Annotated in this window: 19 protein-coding genes; 10 read left to right on the top strand and 9 right to left on the bottom strand. The window is 63.8% G+C overall.

Going from position 1 to position 20439, the window contains the following annotated elements; all coding sequences use genetic code 11:
• The first annotated feature begins 70 nt into the window (after positions 1 to 70).
• The 7 genes from MMB74_RS21265 to MMB74_RS21235 all read left to right on the top strand — a co-directional run bounded on the left by MMB74_RS21265 (position 71) and on the right by MMB74_RS21235 (position 9997).
• Complete coding sequence (locus MMB74_RS21265) at positions 71 to 1375, top strand: SGNH/GDSL hydrolase family protein (RefSeq protein WP_277430636.1); 1305 nt, start codon at positions 71 to 73, stop codon at positions 1373 to 1375.
• A 221-nt stretch (positions 1376 to 1596) separates the two neighbouring features.
• On the top strand, positions 1597 to 1695 hold the full coding sequence (locus MMB74_RS21260; protein ID WP_277430635.1) for a potassium-transporting ATPase subunit F: 99 nt from the start codon (positions 1597 to 1599) through the stop codon (positions 1693 to 1695).
• On the top strand, positions 1692 to 3500 hold the full coding sequence (kdpA, locus tag MMB74_RS21255; protein ID WP_277430634.1) for a potassium-transporting ATPase subunit KdpA: 1809 nt from the start codon (positions 1692 to 1694) through the stop codon (positions 3498 to 3500). The genes MMB74_RS21260 and kdpA overlap by 4 nt, the downstream gene beginning before the upstream one ends.
• A gap of 85 nt (positions 3501 to 3585) precedes the next feature.
• Positions 3586 to 5649 carry a potassium-transporting ATPase subunit KdpB gene (gene kdpB, locus MMB74_RS21250; protein WP_277430668.1) on the top strand — a complete coding sequence of 688 codons (2064 nt, stop codon included), beginning with the start codon at positions 3586 to 3588 and terminating at the stop codon, positions 5647 to 5649.
• A 118-nt stretch (positions 5650 to 5767) separates the two neighbouring features.
• Positions 5768 to 6349, top strand: a complete 582-nt coding sequence (gene kdpC / locus MMB74_RS21245) for a potassium-transporting ATPase subunit KdpC (RefSeq protein ID WP_277430667.1) — start codon at positions 5768 to 5770, stop codon at positions 6347 to 6349.
• 75 nt (positions 6350 to 6424) lie between these two features.
• On the top strand, positions 6425 to 9295 hold the full coding sequence (locus MMB74_RS21240; protein ID WP_277430633.1) for a DUF4118 domain-containing protein: 2871 nt from the start codon (positions 6425 to 6427) through the stop codon (positions 9293 to 9295).
• 3 nt (positions 9296 to 9298) lie between these two features.
• Entirely contained in the window at positions 9299 to 9997 is a 699-nt protein-coding gene (locus MMB74_RS21235) for a response regulator (RefSeq protein ID WP_277430632.1), read from the top strand.
• Here the strand turns inward: MMB74_RS21235 and MMB74_RS21230 are convergent.
• From MMB74_RS21230 to MMB74_RS21215, 4 genes are all read right to left on the bottom strand, one after another.
• Complete coding sequence (locus MMB74_RS21230; protein WP_277430631.1) at positions 9992 to 10255, bottom strand: hypothetical protein; 264 nt, start codon at positions 10253 to 10255, stop codon at positions 9992 to 9994. The genes MMB74_RS21235 and MMB74_RS21230 overlap by 6 nt on opposite strands.
• 64 nt (positions 10256 to 10319) lie before the next feature.
• Positions 10320 to 10829 carry an ureidoglycolate lyase gene (locus MMB74_RS21225; RefSeq protein ID WP_277430630.1) on the bottom strand — a complete coding sequence of 170 codons (510 nt, stop codon included), beginning with the start codon at positions 10827 to 10829 and terminating at the stop codon, positions 10320 to 10322.
• Positions 10830 to 10840: 11 nt separating this feature from the next.
• Positions 10841 to 11857 (bottom strand): allantoicase, encoded by a 1017-nt coding sequence (gene alc, locus MMB74_RS21220; protein WP_277430629.1) that lies wholly within the window; start codon positions 11855 to 11857, stop codon positions 10841 to 10843.
• A 126-nt stretch (positions 11858 to 11983) separates the two neighbouring features.
• Entirely contained in the window at positions 11984 to 13309 is a 1326-nt protein-coding gene (locus MMB74_RS21215; protein WP_277430666.1) for a C4-dicarboxylate transporter DctA, read from the bottom strand.
• Positions 13310 to 13521: 212 nt separating this feature from the next.
• On the opposite strand from MMB74_RS21215, the gene MMB74_RS21210 reads away from it, so the two are divergent.
• Positions 13522 to 14226 (top strand): FCD domain-containing protein, encoded by a 705-nt coding sequence (locus MMB74_RS21210; RefSeq protein ID WP_277430628.1) that lies wholly within the window; start codon positions 13522 to 13524, stop codon positions 14224 to 14226.
• Positions 14227 to 14239: 13 nt separating this feature from the next.
• On the opposite strand, the gene MMB74_RS21205 is transcribed toward MMB74_RS21210, so the two are convergent.
• The 3 genes from MMB74_RS21205 to MMB74_RS21195 form a co-directional block, all read right to left on the bottom strand.
• Positions 14240 to 14821 (bottom strand): low affinity iron permease family protein, encoded by a 582-nt coding sequence (locus tag MMB74_RS21205; protein WP_277430627.1) that lies wholly within the window; start codon positions 14819 to 14821, stop codon positions 14240 to 14242.
• 118 nt (positions 14822 to 14939) lie between these two features.
• On the bottom strand, positions 14940 to 15929 hold the full coding sequence (locus MMB74_RS21200; RefSeq protein ID WP_277430626.1) for a LysR family transcriptional regulator: 990 nt from the start codon (positions 15927 to 15929) through the stop codon (positions 14940 to 14942).
• A gap of 239 nt (positions 15930 to 16168) precedes the next feature.
• Positions 16169 to 17068 carry a LuxR family transcriptional regulator gene (locus tag MMB74_RS21195; protein ID WP_277430625.1) on the bottom strand — a complete coding sequence of 300 codons (900 nt, stop codon included), beginning with the start codon at positions 17066 to 17068 and terminating at the stop codon, positions 16169 to 16171.
• A gap of 127 nt (positions 17069 to 17195) precedes the next feature.
• Between MMB74_RS21195 and MMB74_RS21190 the strand changes: the two genes are divergently transcribed.
• Positions 17196 to 17987, top strand: a complete 792-nt coding sequence (locus tag MMB74_RS21190; RefSeq protein ID WP_277430624.1) for an autoinducer binding domain-containing protein — start codon at positions 17196 to 17198, stop codon at positions 17985 to 17987.
• 58 nt (positions 17988 to 18045) lie between these two features.
• Here MMB74_RS21190 and MMB74_RS21185 read toward each other — a convergent pair whose 3' ends face one another.
• Both MMB74_RS21185 and MMB74_RS21180 read right to left on the bottom strand, forming a co-directional pair.
• Positions 18046 to 18981: a helix-turn-helix transcriptional regulator gene (locus MMB74_RS21185; protein WP_277430623.1), complete on the bottom strand. Its 936-nt coding sequence runs from the start codon at positions 18979 to 18981 to the stop codon at positions 18046 to 18048.
• A 473-nt stretch (positions 18982 to 19454) separates the two neighbouring features.
• Positions 19455 to 19589, bottom strand: coding sequence for a hypothetical protein (locus MMB74_RS21180; protein ID WP_277430622.1), 135 nt, complete (start codon positions 19587 to 19589; stop codon positions 19455 to 19457).
• 117 nt (positions 19590 to 19706) lie between these two features.
• Between MMB74_RS21180 and MMB74_RS21175 the strand changes: the two genes are divergently transcribed.
• Positions 19707 to 20420 (top strand): hypothetical protein, encoded by a 714-nt coding sequence (locus tag MMB74_RS21175; RefSeq protein ID WP_277430621.1) that lies wholly within the window; start codon positions 19707 to 19709, stop codon positions 20418 to 20420.
• Positions 20421 to 20439: the final 19 nt, after the last annotated feature.

The raw sequence follows: 20439 nt of genomic DNA, 5'->3' as shown, positions 1-20439 counted from the left end.
ATAAGGGAATGGCGATATCGTGGCGGCTCGGCTCATCGAGCCGCCCCCAATGACCTCATGGAGCATCATCATGGAACCGCGATCTGCGTGCAAAACGCGTTTGTCCCGTCTTCTGCGCAATACGGCGCACGCGCTGGTGACCAGCGCTGTTCTAGCCAGCGGTGCATTCGCCGAACCGGCGGACGCAGCTTGGATCGATACGTGGACGGCGAGCGTGCAACCAATTTGGCCCGCCAACGCGCTTCCGCTGGACACGGGCATTCCGGACACGCTGACGGACAGCACCGTGCGTCAAATCGTGCGTCTCTCGGTGGGTGGCGATCGCGTGCGCATCGTGCTGTCCAACGAATACGGCGCGACCCCGATGAAAATCGGCGGCGTCGAGGTCGCGCGTCTGGTCGGCGAGACGGCGCGCGCGGATCTATCCACACGCCGGACCGTCACGTTCGACGGCCAGCCAAGCGCTACGATTCCCGCAGGCGCACGCTTGATGTCGGACCCTGTCGAGTTGACGATGCCTTCGCTCGCGCGCTTTTCGGTGAGTCTGTACTTGCCCGAGCGCACCCCGTTGAGCACCTTCCACTGGGACGGCCGCCAGCGCGCCGAGATCGCGCCGGGCAACCGTTTGGCGAGTGCCGACTTGCCCGGGGCGATGCAACTGGATGCGCGCCTCGTGCTGAGCGATGTGATGGTAGATGCGCCCGCCGGCGCGCGGGCGGTGGTCGCGCTCGGCGATTCGATCACGGATGGGCGCGGTGCGACGCTCGATGCCGACCGCCGCTGGACGGATTATTTGGCGCGGCAAGTCGCAGGCAAGCCTATTGCCGTGCTCAACGCCGGGATCTCGGGCGCTCGCGTACTGAGCGACGGTATGGGCGTCAACGCACTCGCACGCTTCGACCGCGATGTATCGGCGCGGCCGAATGTGCGGACGGTCGTGCTGTTGCTGGGCACCAACGACATCGGTTGGCCCGGGTCGAGTTTTGCCCCGCACGATGCGCCTATGACCGTGCAAGCGCTCATCGATGCGTATCGCCAGTTGATCGAGCGCGCGCACGTTCGCGGGATACGGGTGGTCGGCGGCACGATCGCGCCGTTCGAAGGTGCGTTGGAAGGCTCGCCCATTCGCGGCTACTACAGCCGCGACAAGGATCAGGTTCGTCAGCAGGTCAACGCGTGGATTCGCGCCAGCGGGGCGTTCGATGCCGTTGCGGATTTCGATGCGGTGTTGCGCGACCCGCAACACCCATCGCGCTTGCTGCCGCGGTTCGATTGCGGGGATCACCTGCATCCGAACGACGCGGGCGATGCGGCGATGGCCGCCGTGCTAACGCCACGCATGCTGTTCGGGCGGTCCGATATGTCACCCGAATGACGGCGACGGACGCACGTTTACGCTTTTTTTACGGCCGGAGCGTCACTCTTATCGTGGCGTTTACTCGATCTCGCCTACGCTCTCAGCTGTCCTGATCCGCTAGGTGAGAACACAAAAATGGATTTCATTTATCTCGTCGGCATTGCCATCTTCTTGGGGCTGTGCACGGCGCTTATCGCAGGTTGCGAGCGGCTGCGCAACCGCGTGCCGGGAGGTCGGTCGTGACCACGGCTTGGATGATATGGCTCGCCGGCGTCTCGACGCTGGTTTTATTGGGGTACCTCATCTATGCGCTGGTGCGCGCGGAGGACCTCGAATGAGCGCGAACACCCTACTACAACCGGCGCTTTTCATCGTCGTATTGATTGCGCTCGCGATCCCGGCTGGGCGATACATGGCCGCTGTATTCGACGGCTCGTCCGTGCTCGTGCGCAGAATCGGCAAGCCGATCGAGCGGCTGCTGTACAAGCTGGCCGGCGTCGATGAAAACGCCGAAATGTCGTGGCAGCGCTATGCACTGGCAGTGCTGGCTTTCAATGCGCTCGGCGCGCTCGTTCTATACGGCTTCCTGCGCTTGCAACAATGGCTGCCTGCCAACCCGCAAGCGCTCGGCCCGATGACGCCCGACGCCGCGTTCAATACGGCCGTGAGCTTCGTCACGAACACGAATTGGCAAAACTATACGCCCGAGGCTACCGTCAGCTATTTGACGCAGATGGCCGGCTTGACCGTGCAGAACTTCATGTCGGCGGCAACGGGCATCGCCGTCGTGGTGGCGCTGATTCGTGGCTTCGCACGCCACACCGCGCAAACGATCGGCAATTTCTGGGTCGATCTCACGCGCATCACGCTTTATCTCCTCGTCCCGATCTCGACGATCGTGGCCCTGGTGCTCGTCAGTCAAGGCGTCATTCAGAACTTCAAGTCGTACCAAGACGTGCCGACGCTGCAGGCCACCACGTATCGAACGCCGCAAAACGATGCGCAAGGCAAACCCGTCAAAGACGCCAAGGGCAATCCGGTCATGCGAGAGGTGAAGGTCGATAAGCAGACGATTGCAATGGGACCGGTCGCCTCGCAAGAAGCGATCAAGATACTCGGCACGAACGGCGGCGGCTTCTTCAACGCGAACTCGGCACATCCCTACGAAAATCCGACGCCGCTGTCGAACTTCGTGCAGATACTCTCGATCCTGATCATTCCGGCGGGCTTGTGCGTCGTATTCGGCACGATGATTGGGGACCGGCGCCAGGGTTACGCGGTCCTTGCCGCCATGACGATCGCGTTCGCCGTGGCATGCTGGAGTGAAATCTCCGCAGAGCAGTCAGGCAATCCGCTGTTCGCTTCGCTTCACGTCGATCAAAGCGCGTCCGCTTCGCAATCGGGCGGAAACATGGAAGGCAAGGAGGTGCGCTTCGGCATCGCCGGGACGGGCATCTTCACGGTGGCGACGACGGCGGCATCGTGCGGCGCCGTCGACGCCATGCACGATTCGCTCACCCCGATGGGCGGCTTCGTCCCCTTGATGTTGATCGACCTCGGCGAAGTGATTTTCGGGGGTGTCGGCTCGGGCTTGTACGGCATGCTGGTGTTCGCTTTGTTGGCCGTGTTCGTGGCGGGCTTGATGATCGGCCGCACGCCGGAGTACGTGGGCAAGAAGATCGAAGCGTACGAGATGAAGATGGTGTCGATCGCCATCTTGGCGACGCCTTTTCTCGTGCTCGCCGGAACGTCGATCGGCGTGCTCTCGCCGCTTGGAACCGCCGGCATTTCCAATCCGGGGCCGCACGGCTTCTCCGAGATTCTCTATGCATTCAGCTCCGCCGCGAACAACAACGGCAGCGCATTCGCCGGGCTCTCCGTGAACACGCCGTTCTACAACGTGCTGCTTGCCGTGGCGATGTGGTTCGGGCGCTTCGCGACGATCGTGGCGGTGCTCGCCATCGCCGGCTCGCTCGCGAGCAAAAGGCGCATCGCCGCAACCCCCGGCACGCTGCCGACGCACGGGCCGCTCTTCGTGGTGCTGCTGCTCGGCACGCTTGTCCTCGTCGGCGCGCTCACCTATGTGCCGGCCTTGGCGCTGGGTCCCATCGTCGAGCATCTCACGATGATCTCGGGTCGTTGATTTCGAGGAAAGCATGACTACTGTCACTCAACCGCCTGTCCATCGACCGGAAAACGTTGGGCAAACGCGCACCGCCGTCCGCTCGATGTTCGACTCGGCACTCTTGACGCCGGCGATCGTCGATTCATTCAAAAAGCTCGGGCCGCGCACGCAGCTACGCAACCCGGTCATGTTCTGCGTCTACGTGGGCTGCATCCTGGCGACGGTGCTTTGGCTCGCGGCGCTTGCCGGGCAAGCCGAGGCGCCGTCGGGCTTCATCCTGGCCGTCGCGCTCGGGCTCTGGTTCACGGTGTTGTTCGCGAACTTTGCCGAGGCGATTGCAGAAGGGCGCTCCAAAGCGCAGGCGGCATCGCTTCGCAGCGCCAAGCATCAAGTGATGGCGAAGAAGCTGAACGAGCCTCACCCGAAATCGCCCATCCTCATCGTGACGTCCACCGATCTGCGCAAGGGCGATGTGGTCTTGATCGAAGCGGGGGATACGATTCCCGCCGACGGCGAGGTGATCGACGGCGTTGCGTCGGTGGACGAATCGGCGATCACCGGGGAATCGGCACCCGTGATACGCGAGTCGGGCGGCGATTTCTCGTCGGTGACGGGCGGCACGCGCGTCCTGTCGGACTGGATCGTCGTGCGCGTGAGCGTGAACCCGGGCGAGGCGTTCCTCGATCGCATGATCGCGATGGTCGAGGGGGCCAAGCGGCAGAAGACGCCGAACGAGATCGCGCTGACGATTCTGCTCGTGGCGTTGACCCTAATGCTGCTATTGGCGACGGCCACGCTGCTACCGTTCTCCATTTTTTCGGTGGCGGCCGCGAAGGCGGGCCACGTCGTGACGATCACGGCGCTCGTCGCCTTGCTCGTGTGCCTCATTCCAACGACGATCGGGGGCTTGCTCTCGGCCATCGGCGTGGCGGGCATGAGCCGAATGATGCAGGCGAACGTGATCGCCACCTCGGGCCGCGCGGTCGAAGCAGCCGGAGATATCGATGTGTTGCTGCTCGACAAAACAGGCACGATTACGCTGGGCAACCGGCAAGCGGCCGCTTTCCTCCCGGCGCCGAACATAACGGAGGAGACGTTGGCGGACGCGGCGCAGCTGTCGTCGCTGGCCGACGAAACGCCTGAAGGCCGCAGCATTGTCGTGCTGGCCAAGCAGCGCTTCAATATTCGCGAGCGCGACATGGGCGCGTTGCGCGCCACGTTCCTCGGTTTCACGGCACAAACGCGGATGAGCGGCGTCGACGTGCCGAATCGGCAGATTCGCAAGGGCGCCGCCGATGCCGTGAAGAAGTACGTCGAAGAACACGGCGGCCGCTATCCGCAGGAAGTGCAAAAGGCCGTCGACGACGTGGCGCGCCGCGGCAGCACGCCGCTCGTCGTCGCCGAAAAAGCGGGCGATGACGGCCTTGCACGCGTGCTGGGCGTGATCGAGCTCAAGGACATCGTCAAGGGCGGCATCAAAGAGCGTTTCGCGCAGTTGCGCAGGATGGGCATCAAGACCGTGATGATCACGGGCGATAACCGCTTGACGGCGGCCGCGATCGCCGCGGAAGCGGGCGTCGACGATTTTCTCGCGGAAGCGACGCCGGAAGCGAAGCTCAAGATGATCCGTGCGCACCAAGCCGAGGGACGCCTCGTCGCCATGACGGGCGACGGCACCAACGATGCGCCCGCGCTGGCGCAAGCCGATGTCGCTGTCGCCATGAACACGGGCACGCAGGCGGCCAAAGAAGCCGGGAACATGGTCGACCTCGATTCGAACCCGACCAAGCTCATCGAGATCGTCGAGATCGGCAAGCAAATGCTCATGACGCGCGGCGCGCTGACGACGTTCTCCATCGCCAACGATGTGGCGAAGTACTTCGCGATCATCCCGGCGGCGTTTGCGACGACTTACCCGCAATTGCGCGTGCTCGACGTCATGCATTTGACTTCCCCCGCATCGGCGATTTTGTCGGCGGTGATTTTCAACGCACTGGTCATCGTCTTCTTGATACCGCTCGCGTTGAAGGGCGTGCCATACCGCCCGCTCGGCGCGGCATCGCTGTTGCGTCGCAATCTACTGATCTATGGGCTGGGCGGCATCCTGTTGCCGTTTCCGTTCATCAAGCTCATCGACATGCTGATCGCGGCGGCGGTCTGGGCGTGACGGCTCGCGTGTGGGCGAGGATACGCGACACACAGTGCGCGCACCGATCGATTCGCGCCGCAACGCCATGCCGGCGATCGGCGCGCCTAGAAATAGGACTTGTTGATACCGAATCATGATGAAAAATCTGCTGAGACCCACCTTGGTGTTGTTTGCTGCGTTGACGGTGGTCACGGGCGTGGCCTATCCGGTCGTCGTGACGGCGCTCGGCCAAGCCGTCTTTCCGCATCAAGCCAACGGCAGTCTGATCGTAAGTGGCGGGGAGCCGGTCGGCTCCGCGCTGATCGGGCAGCAGTTCGATGCGCCCGGGTACTTCTGGGGCCGTTTGTCGGCCACGGCGCCGAATCCGTACAATGCGCAGAGCTCGGGCGGCTCGAACCTCGGACCGACCAATCCGGCCCTTGCGGACGAGGTGAAGGCGCGATTGAATGCATTGCATGAGGCCGATCCGACGAATACGGCGCCCGTGCCGGTCGATCTCGTCACCTCGTCCGGCAGCGGGTTGGACCCGCAGATTTCGCCGGCCGCGGCGGCCTATCAGGCGGCGCGAGTGGCGAAGGCGAGATCTCTCGCGCGTGAGCAGGTCGACGCGCTGATCGCGCGCAATACGTCGGGGCGCCAATGGGGTATGTTGGGCGAGGCGCGCGTGAACGTGCTGAAATTGAATCTCGCGCTCGATCGATTGAAACCGCTGCGCTGAAACGACGATGAGGCCGTGCGAGCGAGAGGCTTGCCGATCGCGGTGCAACCGCTTCGGTCATGGTGAAGAGAAGTCATGGAAAGACCCGATCCCGACGCACTGCTAGATAAGATTGCCCGCGATGAGAAAAAACGCAGGCGCGGCCGGCTGAAGGTGTTCTTCGGTGCGTCGGCCGGCGTGGGCAAGACGTTCGCCATGTTGCAGGCGGCGCGTCGCAGGCGCGAGGAGGGCGTCGACGTCGTCGTGGGCATCGTCGAGACGCATGGCCGCAAGGAAACGCTGGCCTTGCTCGAAGGGCTGGAGACGATCGCGCCGGCCACCATCGAGTATCGCGACCGAAAGCTGAACGAATTCGACGTCGACGCGGCGCTTGCCCGCGAGCCCGAATTGATTCTCGTCGACGAGTTGGCGCATTCGAACGTCCAAGGCTCGCGTCATCTGAAGCGCTGGCAAGACGTGCACGAGTTGCTCGATGCGGACATCGACGTCTATACCACCGTCAACGTTCAGCACCTGGAGACGCTGAACGACGTCGTCGGGCAAATCACGGGCATTCGCGTGCGCGAAACCGTTCCCGATCGGGTCTTCGACCTGGCCGATGAGGTCACGCTGGTCGATTTGCCGGCCGAAGAGTTGCTTGACCGGTTGCGCGAGGGCAAGGTCTATCTGGCGCACCAGGCCGAACACGCGGTGCGCAACTTCTTCCGCAAAGGCAATCTCATCGCGCTGCGCGAATTGGCTTTGCGCCGAACGGCCGATCGCGTCGACGCGCAAATGCGCGAGTATCGTGCCGATCAATCGATAGAGCGTATCTGGCAGGCGCGCGAGCGGATCATCGTGTGCGTCGGCGCGGGCCCCGAGTCCACCACGCTCGTGCGTGCGGGCGCGCGTCTTGCCGCGAGTCTCAAAGCCGACTGGCTTGCCGTCTATGTCGAGACGCCCAAGCTGCAGCGGTTGCCCGACACGCTTCGCAAGCGCACGCTCGATGCATTGAAGCTCGCGTCCGAACTGGGCGCTGAAACCGTGACATTGCAAGGCCAAGAAGCGACGCCGACGCTGATCGCTTATGCCCGCATGCGCAACGTGTCGAAGCTCGTGGTGGGGGCTGCATCGACGCCGGGCTGGCGCGGATGGCTGCGGCATTCGACCGGCGAACGCTTGGTTCGCGCGGCGCGCGACATGGATGTCACGCTCGTCAATTCGGGCGCGGTGCGCGAGAGCGCCGAGCGGGACGAAGCCATGGCGCGCTTGCCCTGGACCGGCGCGCGCCGCAAGCATTCATCGGTGGCTTCGTACGCCTACGCATTCGGTATTTGCACAGCGATCACGTTCGTCGCGAGCTTTTTCGTCGATCGGATCTCGCTCACCAACCTCGTCATGTTGTATTTGCTCGGGACGATCTTCGCCGCCGCGAAGCTCGGGCGCGGACCGGGCCTGATGTTTTCGTTCCTGGGCGTAGGCGCGTTCGATTTCTTCTTCGTGCCGCCGCGCATGTCGTTTACCGTGTCCGATACGCAATACCTGCTGACGTTCGCGGTCATGCTCGTCACGTCGCTGACGATCAGCAACCTGACGGCCAGCCTGCGCCGGCAAGCACAGATCGCGACGTTGCGCGAGCGCCGAACCGGCGCGATGTTCGAGATGGCACGCGAGCTCGGCGCTGCGCTGACCACGGCGCAGATCATCGAGGTCGGCACGCGTCACGTCGCCGAGATGCTGCAAGCCCGTGTGGCGATTTTATTGCCCGATAGCGCGGAAAAGGTGAAGCAGAAGGTCGAGCACCCGGACGAATCGTTGACGCTCGATGCGTCGGTCGTCGATCTCGATATCGCGCAGTGGGTGTACGACCAGCAAAAGAACGCGGGCCATGGCACCGATACGCTGCCCGCCACCGGCGCGCTGTATCTGCCGCTGAAGGCGCCGATGCGCACGCGCGGCGTGATCGCGATCTTGTCGCCGCACATGGAGGAGCTCGAGATCCCAGAACAACGCCGCATGATCGATACGTTCGCGGCGCAGATCGCGCTCGCGCTCGAACGCGTGCATTACGTCGAGATTGCACAGGATGCACTCGTCAACATGGAGTCGGAGCGTCTGCGCAATTCTTTGCTGTCCGCGATTTCGCACGACTTGCGCACGCCGCTGACATCGATCGTCGGTTTCGCATCGATGCTCGCGGAGCGGCCCATCGGCGAAACTGGCAACGCCGCGCAGGCGCGCGAGCTTGCCGAAGCGATCCACGACGAGGCGTTGCGCATGACTGGCGTGGTCACGAACTTGCTCGACATGGCGCGGCTGCAAGCGGGCAGCATGCGACTGAACCGCCAATGGGCGTCGATCGAGGAGGTGGTCGGCTCGGCATTGTCGGCGTGCCGCCGCACATTGGCCGGACGCCCGATCGAGACCCGCGTGCCGCACGATTTGCCGCTCGTGCGGCTCGATGCCGTGCTCGTCGAACGGCTCTTCGTCAACTTGCTCGAGAATGCATCGAAGTACACGCCCTCTGGCTCGCCCATTGCGATCGTCGCTGAAACGATCACGTCGGCGGCGGGGCGCTTCGTGAAGGTGCAAGTGCAGGACCGCGGACCGGGGTTGCCTGCTGGAAGCGAGTCGCGCTTGTTCGAGAAATTCACGCGCGGCGAAAAGGAATCGGCCAAGCCCGGCATCGGTCTGGGCTTGGCGATTTGCCGCGCGATCGTCGAAGCGCACGAAGGCGAGATCGGTGCGGCCAATCGGATCGATGCCAACGGCGCGGTGGCGGGCGCGACCTTCTGGTGTACATTGCCGGCCAACGAGACGCCTACGATCGAGCCCGAGGCGCTCGAGGACGTCGAGTCTCGGGAGGAGCCGGATCGCCTGCCATCGGCTGCGGCAGCGCCCGCCTCCGGGTCGCAGTCGGCACCGTCGCCACAGTCGCCGCCGCCCGAGTCCGCGAACGGAGCTTAAGGGATGTCCGAATCCACGATCACCGTCGTTCTCATCGAAGACGACAAACCGATTCGCCGCTTCGTGCAGGCATCGCTCGAGTCCGAGCACATGCGCGTGCTCGAGGCCGAGTCGGGGCGTCGAGGACTTTCGCTGGCGGCCAGTGCGAGGCCGGATTTGGTCATCGTCGATCTTGGCCTGCCCGACATGGACGGCGCGGACGTCATTGGGCAATTGCGGGATTGGTCGTCGGTGCCGATCATCGTTTTGTCGGCGCGCACGCGCGAGCAAGAGAAAGTGGCGGCGCTCGATGCGGGTGCCGACGACTATTTGACCAAGCCTTTCGGCGTGCCCGAACTGATGGCGCGTATTCGCGCGCAGTTGCGCCGGCACAATCGTGCCAGCTCGAACGAATCGTCGAAGCTGCAGTTCGGGGCGGTGGAGATCGATTTCGAAATGCGGACCGTGAGGCGCGAGGGGCAGCCCGTGCATTTGACGCCGATCGAATATCGCTTGCTCGTTGCGCTCGCGCGGCATGCTGGCCGCGTGCTGACGCACCGCCAATTGCTGCATGAAGTGTGGGGGCCGTCCCGTGTCGAAAGCGCGCACTATTTGCGTATTTACATGGGGCATTTGCGGCAGAAGCTCGAGCGCGATCCCGCGCAGCCCGAACACATCATGACGGAGACCGGTGTCGGCTACCGGCTCGTGGGTGCGTTATGACTCGTCTTCGTAACCGTCCGCCTCGCGGCGCTCGCGACGTTCTTCGTTCGCGCGCCTAGCGCGCAGCCGCTGGCGCGAGAGCACGGCAATCACTTCGCTCGTGCTCGCGCCGGCGGGCACTTCGTTGCGGATGACGTTGGGCACCATCGGCAGGCCCAAGCGTTGCCGGCGCAGCGCCGTGGCGATCGCTGTGCGGCATTCCTGCCCATGGCATTCCCATTCGTCGCGAATTTTTCCGCAATAACGGCACTTGTCCATGCCGGCCATTTTACCGGCAATCGCCAATCCATTGAGGCGAGCGCGCGTGCGCCGGGGCCGTTCGCTATGTCACCGTTTCTTCGAACGTCAAGCGCCACGGTTGCGCGAGCTCGACTTCGTCGCAATTGGCCCCGTCGCCGCCGCGGTCGATGACGATGAAATCGCTCGCCGCATCGAGCGCGATCAACGGGTGATGCCAAACCCCGCGCGCGTAGTTCACGCCGGTGCACCCTTGCACGCTGAAAGCACGCATGCGCTCTTCGTCGAATCGTCCGGCGGGGGCGACGACAACCAAGTAACGCAGGTTCTCGCCCAGCGGAATGAAGGCTTGGCTGCCGAGCGGGTGGCGCTCCATCATCGTGACCTCGAACGGCAGTGCACGGGGTTGCCCGCGAAAGACGTTGACGAGGGGCCGCCCTCCGGCCTCGCCGACATCGATATGGGCCAGATCGTGAAAACGCTCGGTCGTGCCGCCGTTGATCGGGAAGTGGCGGGCGCCGTCCAGCGCAATGACGTCGCCGAACGGCGCAAACGCAGCGCGGGTGAGCGGTTCGACGAGAAGCGCGCGGCTCATCGGTTCGCGCCTCATGCGCTTTCGCCCCACAGCCGAAGGCGCGAGACGCCCCCGTCGGGAAAGATATTGAAGCGGACGTGCGTGACGGCGCCTAATGCGGCGAGCTCTCGCTCGTAGAAGTGTTGCGCGTCCATTCGCAAGGGTTGCTCGGCAAGCAGGAGAGGCCAGAACATCGACTGCGTGATCAGCGACTCGTCGGTGCCGCCCGTCACATAGGCTGCTTGCAACGAGCAGCGATCCGGGTAGTTGCCTTTGAAGAAGGCCGTATCGACCTCGACCTTGCGGATCGTGCCGGGCTGCGCCAGGGCGACGATGGCCCAATCGTTGCCCGGCTCGCGGCGTCGCCGGGTTTCCCATCCGTCGCCCATGTTGGCGCCGCGGCCGGGCATCAGCATGTTCGAGGCGAGGCCGAAATGTTGATTGTTGGCAGCGACGATATAAGCGCCGTTGATCGCGGCTGCGAAGTCCACGAGTTCAGCGCCGGAGGAAGTCCCTTGGCCGGCATCGAGGGCGGGCCTGCCATACACGCGCAAGCGTGCCACGCCGCCATCGGGAAACAAGGTGATGCGGATGTGCGTGAAGGCGCCCGTATCGCACACGGCGAGGTAATGATGTTGATTGCCCTGCAGCGCCGTGGGCGGCACGAGCGTGTGCCATCGAGCATCGTCGGGTGGCGTCTCGCTCGCGCTGGTGCACGCTTCGATCGATGCCGCGGGCGGGTAGTTGCCCGTGAAATGACTCGTATCGATGTCGATGCCTTCGATCGTGCCGCGGCGGGCCAGCTTGACGACGCACCAGTCCTGGCCCGTCGTGCGTTTGCGGCGAGTCTCCCAACCGTCCATCCATTTGCCGTGATCGTCGTACTTGCCGGGAATGAACACGGCCGGCTGCGGGTCGAGCATGCGCTCTTTGGGGGCGAAGAATTCGTCGCTTGCCGCGAGCGCTTTGGCGCCTAAGCGCGGGTCCGCTAGGTTCAAAGCGCGGCGCGTGAAGTCGGGGGCATGAGGGTCGAGCGTCGGAATGGCCATGATGGATTGATTGGGAATGCTAAGCAGTCTGGCGAGAAGAGGCGGGGCAGCCTCGCTCGTCGAAAGGGCGGTGGGGTCCGATGCGGCCGCCGAGCGGGCCGGCCGCATGCAAGCAAGTCTTGTCGGTCAGATCGCGGCAGCGCCCGCAACCGGGCCGTCAGCGTGCGGCGCCGCTGTCTCGGGCACGAAATCGAAGCCGGGCTGCCGATCCAACACGTGGTGCGCACGTACGTGGTCGATGTCTCGTTCCCAAGCGGCCACCACGACGGTCGCTACGCAATTGCCGATCAGATTCGTCACGGCGCGAGCGATCCCGACGAACCAGTCGACCGGCAGAATCAACACGAGGCCGAGCACCGGAATGGCGGGGATGGCAGACAGCGTCGCCGCCAGAATGACGATGGCCGAGCCGGGAATGCCGTGCGCACCCTTCGATGTCACGAGCGATACCAGGATGACCACGATCAAGTCGTGCATCGACAGCGGCGTGTTGGTGGCTTGCGCGATGAACAGAACGGCAAGGGTCAGGTAGATCGAGAAGCCGTCCAAATTGAACGAGTAACCGGTCGGGATGACGAGGCCCACGGTCGAATCTTTGACGCCCATCCATTCGAGCTTGCGCATGACTTGCGGCAGGACGGCGTCGGAGGAGGCCGTGCCGAACACGATCACGAGTTCTTCGCGCAGATAGCGCAAGAGTTTGAACAGGCTGAAACCGGAAAGGCGCATGACGGCGCCGAGCACGATGGCGACGAACAGCGCGCAGCTCGCATAGAAGATCAGCACGAGCAGCCCGAGTTGCTTGAGCGAGGCGACGCCGTACGTGCCGGTGGTGAAGGCGATGGCGCCCAGCACGCCGAGCGGCGCGAGCTTGATGATGAAGCCCATCACGCGAAAGAACACTTGCGAGAATTCGTCGATCAGCGTGTTCACGCGCTTGGCCTTCTCGCCCAGAAGCGACAGGGCCGAGCCGAACAACACGGCGAACACGAGCACCTGCAGGATGTCGCCTTTGGCGAACGCGTCGAAGATCGTGTCGGGAATGATTTTCAACAGAAACGCGCCGACATCTTTGAGGCTCTTCGCATGTTCCGAATAGGTTGCCAATGCTTGCGCGTCGAGCGTATGCACGTCCACGTTCATGCCCGCGCCCGGCTTGATCACCATGGCCAATACCGCGCCGATCATGAGCGCGATGGACGTCATGAACTCGAAGTAGACGATGGCTTTACCGCCGACGCGGCCGACTTTCTTCAAATTGCCGGCGCCGGCGATGCCGCTCACGACCACGCAGAAGACAATGGGCGCGACCACCATCTTGATCAGTTTGAGGAAGCCGTCGCCGAACGGCCGCAGCGACTGGGCAAAGTGCGGAAACAGCGCTCCGAGGACGATGCCGACGATGAGCGCAACCATCACGCGGCCGAATAGCGAATTGATGAATCTGAGCACGGCTTCCTCCCAATGACGGTGGCGGGTATTCATCTGGTCTAACTGGTAAGACCAGACTAGTTATGACGAAGATTAGGAAGCCGATATAGTTGCGTCAAGCACCGTTACGCTCGTGGTTTACCCCGTGCGAACGGGAAAGCCATGCGCTGCGGGCGAAGCGCGTATCGCACGGGCGTTACAATGCCGGTCCGACCAGACGATTTTTCTGCACGATGAGAAGCAGTACACAGACGGTGACGGAAGCCGCGACGGCGACCATCCGCGAGCGGATCGAGCGCGGCGAGTATCCCGTGGGCAGCGTATTGCCGGCGCAACGGCAATTGTCGGAGGAACTCGACATCAGCCGGGCGGCGTTGCGCGAGGCGTTATCGACGCTCGAAGCGCTCGGCATGCTGACGATACGAGCGGGCAAGGGCGTGTATGTGCAAAGCGCGCAGGCGCTTGGCGGGCAGGCTTGGCGTTATGCGGAGCTGTCGTCGCTGCCCGATACCTACCAGGTGCGCTACGCGTTGGAGGGTTTTGCCGCGCGGATGGCGGCGCTCGCGATGACCGAGGAGGTGATCGAATCGCTCGAATCGAACATGGCGCAGTTGCACGACGCGCTGGCCGACGGCGATCTCGATGCGGCGGCCGAACTCGATTTTGCGTTCCATATGACCATCGTCTCGATGGCGGGCAATGGCGCCATCGAGGCAATTTTGCGCAGCAGCAGCGAAATCATGCAGGAAAGCCAGCGTCTGCCGTTCTACCGGCGCGAACTGCTGCAGTCGACTTATCGGGAACATCGCGCGATCGTCGATGCGCTCAAGGCGCGCGACGCCGAGGCGGCTGGGCGCAGCATCGAGGCGCATATCGCCGCGGCGGCGCAACGCGCGGGCGTGCATTTTCCTACGCCGCCGCGCGAGCCGGCGCGCTGACGCACTGCCGCGTTTATTTCCTAGCGCGATCTTTCGGGGCGCTGTCGCCCTGCGGCGCAGCATCGACGTTGCACTGGCGCTCGCCGCTCGGCGCAGCTTTCGCTTCGCTTACCGATTTCTCGATCGTCTCGCGATCGGCCTTCGTCGTTCCCGCTTTGTTGGCCAGTTCCAGGTACGCGTTGGCGATCCGGCGCAGGTCCTCTTCCGATGCGTCTTCGATGCCGATCAATTGATTGTTGGCGGTTCGATACGCGGCGATCAGTTCGTTCAGTTTCAGATGAACGGCGACGCTGTCCTTGTTCTGGCTTTGCTGGATGACGAACACCATCAGGAACGTAATGATCGTCGTGCTTGTATTGATGATCAGTTGCCAGGCGTCGGAATAATGAAAGAGGGGACCGCACAGGCCCCAAATCACGATGGCGGCGACGGCGAGCGTGAACGCGATGGGCGAGCCAGCCCAACGCGTCGCTGCGCTGGCAAAGCTGTCGAACGCCCGCGCGAGCGGATGGCGATTCGCGTACGCAGGGCTCGAGGAGTCGGGCACCGTCTCCAACGGGGCGGTGTGCGGCGATTGTTCGTCATCGTGGCGCATGGTGAGGCTCCTTCGAATTCGGCGGCGGTACGACGCCACCGTTTGCGACGGTCCTCTAGCAACGGCTGTGCCTGACGGCTGCAAGCCGATTGCGATTCCATCGCAACCGAACAGCGATCTAGTTGGCAGTCCTAACGTTTCGCGGTCGCCTCGCGGTGCGCGTGCTCGGCGCCACGGCCGCGGCGTCTTCCCATGCGAGCGCGAAGGCTCGTTTGATCTGGGTTCTCATCCATTGGAGGGCGCTCTCGCCATCACTGTCCCGTCGCCACAGAAGCTCGACGGGATACGAGCCGAGATCGAGCGGGGCGGTGCATACGCTCAAAGGCGACATGCGGGCCAGCGCCGCGGCCGCATGCGACGGTAGGGTGGCGACCGCGCGCGTACCGATGAGGAAGGCCGGAATGGCCGAGAAGTGCGTCAGCGCGGCATAGACATGGCGCGTGCGCTTCATCGCGTGCAAAGTCGTATCGACGATGCCGCTTCGCCCGGAAAACGACACGAGCAGATGCGGCAAGGCGAGGTAATCGTCGAGCGAGAGCGGCAGCGGGCAGCGCACTGCTCGTTCATCGACGACGCAGGCGTAGCCGCTTTGGCCGATCGGCTCATGCGCGATCCACGCACTCTTGACCGTGCCCGATACGACCGCTAGTTCGATCTCGCGGTCTTGCATCATCTGCCCGACCGCGTGGCGATTCGTTTGGCGAAACGTCACGGAGACGCCGTCTCCCGCTTGGCGCACGAGCCGAGTCAAATGCGGACCGAGCGCGAGCTCGAAATCGTCCGACATGCCGATGGAAAAGCGCCTTGACGCGCTTCCCGGATCGAATCCCTGTTGTTGCGTCAGCACCTGCCATAGATCGGCGACGCCAGCCTCGAGGCGCTCGGCCATCGCCACGGCGCGCGGAGTGGGCGCCATGCCATCGCGCACGCGCACGAACAGCGCATCGCCGCATGCTTCGCGCAGCCGCGCAAGCGCGGCGCTCGTCGCCGCCTGGCTCAGCGCGAGCCGCGCCGCCGCTTTGGTCACGCTGCGCTCCTGCCAGATCGCCACGAAGACCACGGCCAGATTCAAATCGAGCCGCTTGATATCGAGCACATTGATTTTCATCGTTGAAGCAATTCGTTCGATCGATACGAGCAAGGATAGCAAACTGGCTCTGGCCGCCCGGTTTCCGCGGGAGGGCTATGACGATGCAAACGATGAAGGCGGCGGCGTTCGAACGCCGGCGGACGCTGCGGGCCGGTTCGCGCGGCGCCGTGCCGCCGCGCTGCCGTGCTGCGGCAATGTCGCGCTCGAACGGCTTGCAAGCGCTGCTGCGTTGCGCGGTAGGTGTCGAGACTGCGGCGCTAGATCAGCTCGAGTTTCGACGTGAGGTAGGTCAACTCCGTGCGGTTGCCCACGCCGAAACGCTTGCGCAGCTTGCGCAAGTGGTAGTCGACGTTGTGCGCGCTGGTCTCGAGGCGGCGCCCAATCTCCTTGTCCGAGGCGCCTTCGGCGATGCCCAGTAGCAATTCCCGCTCGAATTCGGTCAAGCCGCCGGAGGTACGGTCGCTTGCGGCTGCAATCAATTGCTGCGACGCAATCGTGTGGACCGACATGCCGATGGAGAGCGCCTGCTCCAAGATGGTCGAGGTGATCCAGTCGCGGCTGCGGTGCTGCCCGGTGAAACTCATGAACGCGTGGAGCCGCGTACCGGGAATCGACATGGCGAACATGAGGCCGCTGCGCATGCCGTCCTCCCTCATCGTCCGGATAAAGCTGTCCAAACCTTCCTGCGTGCCGTCGTCATGCAGCGCGCCGGATGGTTGCGTCCGCAACTGTTGTAAATCCCACACAAGCGGCAGGCTTCCGCGACGGGCCGCCTGCGTGCGGGGGTCCACCTCATGGTAGCGTTCGCGCACGTACTCGCCGCGGTAGGTGCCGGGCGTGAAGGCTTCGTGCAAGAACAGGCGTTCGATTCGGTCGCGCACGACTTCGAGCCCGAAATAAGCGAAGGTTGAAAACCCGATCAGATGGAGCAGCCCGCTTACCATGCGGCCACGCTCACAGGCGTTTTGCGCAGCGGCCAGCGCAGCGGCGACGCCGAGCCGCGGAGCATGGCGGGCAGGCGCACCGAGCTGGCGCGGGTCGTTGCACCAGACTACCTCGATCGGGCGGGCGCGAGCGCCCGCTGCCGGTTCGGAACCGCACGTCTGCGAGAGTGGCGCAAGCGCCGATTCGTCCTTGCGCAATGCAGGGTAATGCATCGATGAGCCTCCGATCGAGAGTCATGCCGCGGCGTGATACATGGTTTGATCGAACCGCATGGGCGCGCGTAACATCGCGTAATAATAAACGTAAAAAAACGATACCGGCGGACGAGGTCCTCTTTCGATGACAATTGACGACGAATATCCGGCGCTTGTGTGGTTTTCGCAAGCCGATGCGCTGGCGTATCTGCGCGAAATCGATCCGGGGATCGACTTGCCGGCGCACGAGGCGCAATTGCGTGAATGCCGCGAGCGCTTGCGGCAGGCGGGTTTTTCGACCCTCGCCTATATGGCGTTGGAAACGATCGGGCGCCGCATCCTCCGTGCCTATACGATGCGCGAGCTGGGAGACATGTCATTTACCACCGCTTATTTGAAGAATCGGCTCTATGAAACCGATCCCCGACTTAATTCGCTGCGTGAAAGCGGCCTGCCCGTCACCTGGCATCTCGATCAATTGGAGGCGCGTCCCAACGCCGGCGAACCGCGGGTGCGCAGCCTTCTTTCGACGTTGCGTGCACACGGCATGCACAGCGGCCTGATTTTGGGGCTCCCGGCGCCGCGCGCCGATTTACGCGTTGCGCTCAGCTTGACGTCGGAAGCGCTCGATACGCGCTGGATCGACGATCGGGTGATGGGCGGCGTACTGGCGGCCAGCTTGACCGTGAGCCGCCTGATGCAGCCGTATATCGACGACCGGGCGCGGCGCGCGCGTATCGTCACGTTGACGCGCGAGCAGGCGGATGTATTGGAGCGGCTCGTGAAGGGATCGTCCGATCACGAAATTGCCATGCAAATGTCGTCTTCGTTGCATCGCATCACTCATCACGTGAAGACGTTGCAAAAGGCCTTCAATGTCGAGAACCGCGCGCAGCTTGCCTATCTCGCGGCGCGCTGGGGATGGAGGCATGCCTAACGCAGTCGCTTTCAGGAAGTGTCGAACATCGAGTTCGACCCTGCGCTTCGGGCCAGCGCTATAGGTTGGCGTCGCTGCGCGCGTTGGACGCGCCGAGCACGCATCCGGCGATGTAAGCGAGTTGCACGCGATTGGTTGCGCGGTAGAGCTTTTTGAGTTGGCGCACGTAGTAATCGACGTTGTGATGCGATGTGCCGATGCGTTCGGCAATGTCCTTGTCGTTTAGACCGCGCGTGACGAATTCCAAAATCGAGCGCTGGATGTCGCTCAACTCGACCGAATAGGTCGGCCGATGCAGTTGCGGCGCGCGCAGCGCCAGAAATTCGTGCAAGCCTACCGCGAGCGCGTACGCATGGCCGATCGCCATGTCGGGCAGCCTCGCCTTCGTAGCCACGGCGCTCGAAAAGATGACGACGCACCGGTCGAGTGCATCGGGGGTCCCCAGGCCGAACGACACCCCCGACAGGATGCCGGCTTCACGCGCGGCCGCCGCGAATCGCGCCGTGCGTGCAACGGCCGCCGTGTGATGCGGGACGGCCGGAAGCGCCGCGGCGGCGGCCTGAGCGCCCGCGCCGGCAACCGGTGCGGCAGTGGCGATCGTCGACAGGTCCCACAGCATCGGCCATTCGTGCCGGGATGAATAGGCGAGCCGCGCATCGATTTCATAGAAGCGCTCGCACAAGTAGCGTTGCGCCCAGCCCGTTGGGGAAAACGCGTTGAAGTAGGCGAGCCGGTTGATCGTGTCGCCGATGCGCGAGACGCGCATATAGCACAGCGCATCGAAACCGGCCGCGCGCAGGGCCGCACGCAGCAATGCCTGGCGTGCTTGCGCGCTGTCCGCTTTCGCTAGCTCATGGCCGATGCCGGCAAGCCGCTGGCCACCTGGCGCGTCGCAGTCGGGGAGTGCATCGGCCGCGCCGTCGAGATCGGCGTCGCCGAAAACCTGGAAGTTCGAAAAATCGGTATTCGTATCGCTCGTGCCATACCGCTTCATGTTTCTTGCTCCGGGAAAAGCATGCCCCCGCATGCCGAACGTGAAAGAGAACAGTATTCCAGCGGCGGCTGCGTTCGCGCCAGCAGCGAAGTAGTAGTCGCCCTATGGATTTGCGTGCGCCAACCGGGCATCACTACGAAAGTTCGCGTTTTCAGCTCGGCACTTTCGCGGCGATCAACCGCACCCGGTAAGAGATGCCTCGTGCAAGCGCGAGGGCAGGTAAGACCCGCCTACTGGGTTTTTGAAAGCCATCCGGAAGGCAGGCGAAGCGCGGCACGCGCGACCAACGCGCTGTGCCATGTTTGCGCTGGAATCGGGGCCCGGCAAAGACATCAGGGTATCACCGGCGCCTCGAGCGGCGTGTAGTAATGCGAAGCCAATCGGATGCGGGCGCAACGATTCGCCGCGGGGGGCGAGCGCCGCACTGCCTGCGCACTCGCTGGCGCCGGCTGCGGCGTCGCGGCAATATGCGGCTAGCGCGCCACCGGTGCCCCCATCTTGCGCGCAATGCTAGGCGTGGCATCGAGCGAAGCGTTCTTCGGCCACGCGGCAATGGCTTCGCGCGCGCCGCGCCGTGCGATAGCCGGCACGCTATGCTTTGCGCTCATGCGAACTTGCGCTTGCGCGAGGTGGTACGCAAGCGACGCCGATTGGCGCGTCGTAGCGAGCAGCGTAGGCGCCGGGCCGCAGCCTGCCCTATTGTGCGATGACCAGGAGAGTTTCACGTGTACGGACCCATCGACCGCGAACAAGAGCGGCATCAGCGCGAGGTCGGCGCTCAGTCCGTCACACCGGCGCATTCGGGCGCAGGGCTACTGGCCGCGCGAGTGCCATTGCGCAGCGACGACCCGCGGCTATGGGGCGATGTAACCTTGCCGCACGAAAGCGTCGAGCTGTTGTGCGACGTTTGCCGCGCGCACGGCGCGGAGCCCTATTTTCGCGCGCATCGCCCTTCATTGACGGCCGCCGAGAAAGACAGCATCGTCGCGCCTGCTCGCGTGCAAAAGACGGTGACGATCGAGTTGGGCGGCAGATTCGTTCTATGCACCGCGATCGGCGACGCCGTACTCTCGCGCGCGCTGCTCAGGGATCTGGCCGAGCGTCTTGGTCTGGCGAGGGCGGCCGCCAAGAAACTGCACGTCAATCCGCCCAAGCTCGATCCGTTGGCCTGCTTGGAAATGGCCCCGGGAATGGTGTCGCCTTTCTTGCGCCCGGGCCGGGAAACGGCGATACGCGCGGTCGTGTTGACCGACGGCTCGGTCGCCGATGGGCGTGCCGAGCGTGGCTTAGTAGCGGTTTCGCTGTCGTTGCGATGGAGCTTGTTGCTGGACGCCGCGCGCTTTCCGGCCATTTTGCGCGACTATGCTCGACAGGCCTATCCGCAGGTTCAATGGATCGATCTGCGCGGCCATGGTGAAGCGGGTCCCGGCGGTGACTGATATCCGCTCGCCGGGATGT

This window comes from Trinickia sp. Y13, assembly GCF_029522115.1.
Classification (GTDB): Bacteria; Pseudomonadota; Gammaproteobacteria; order Burkholderiales; family Burkholderiaceae; genus Trinickia.
Note: the sequence above shows the minus strand (reverse complement) of the source record. Positions and strands in the feature narration are given on the sequence as shown.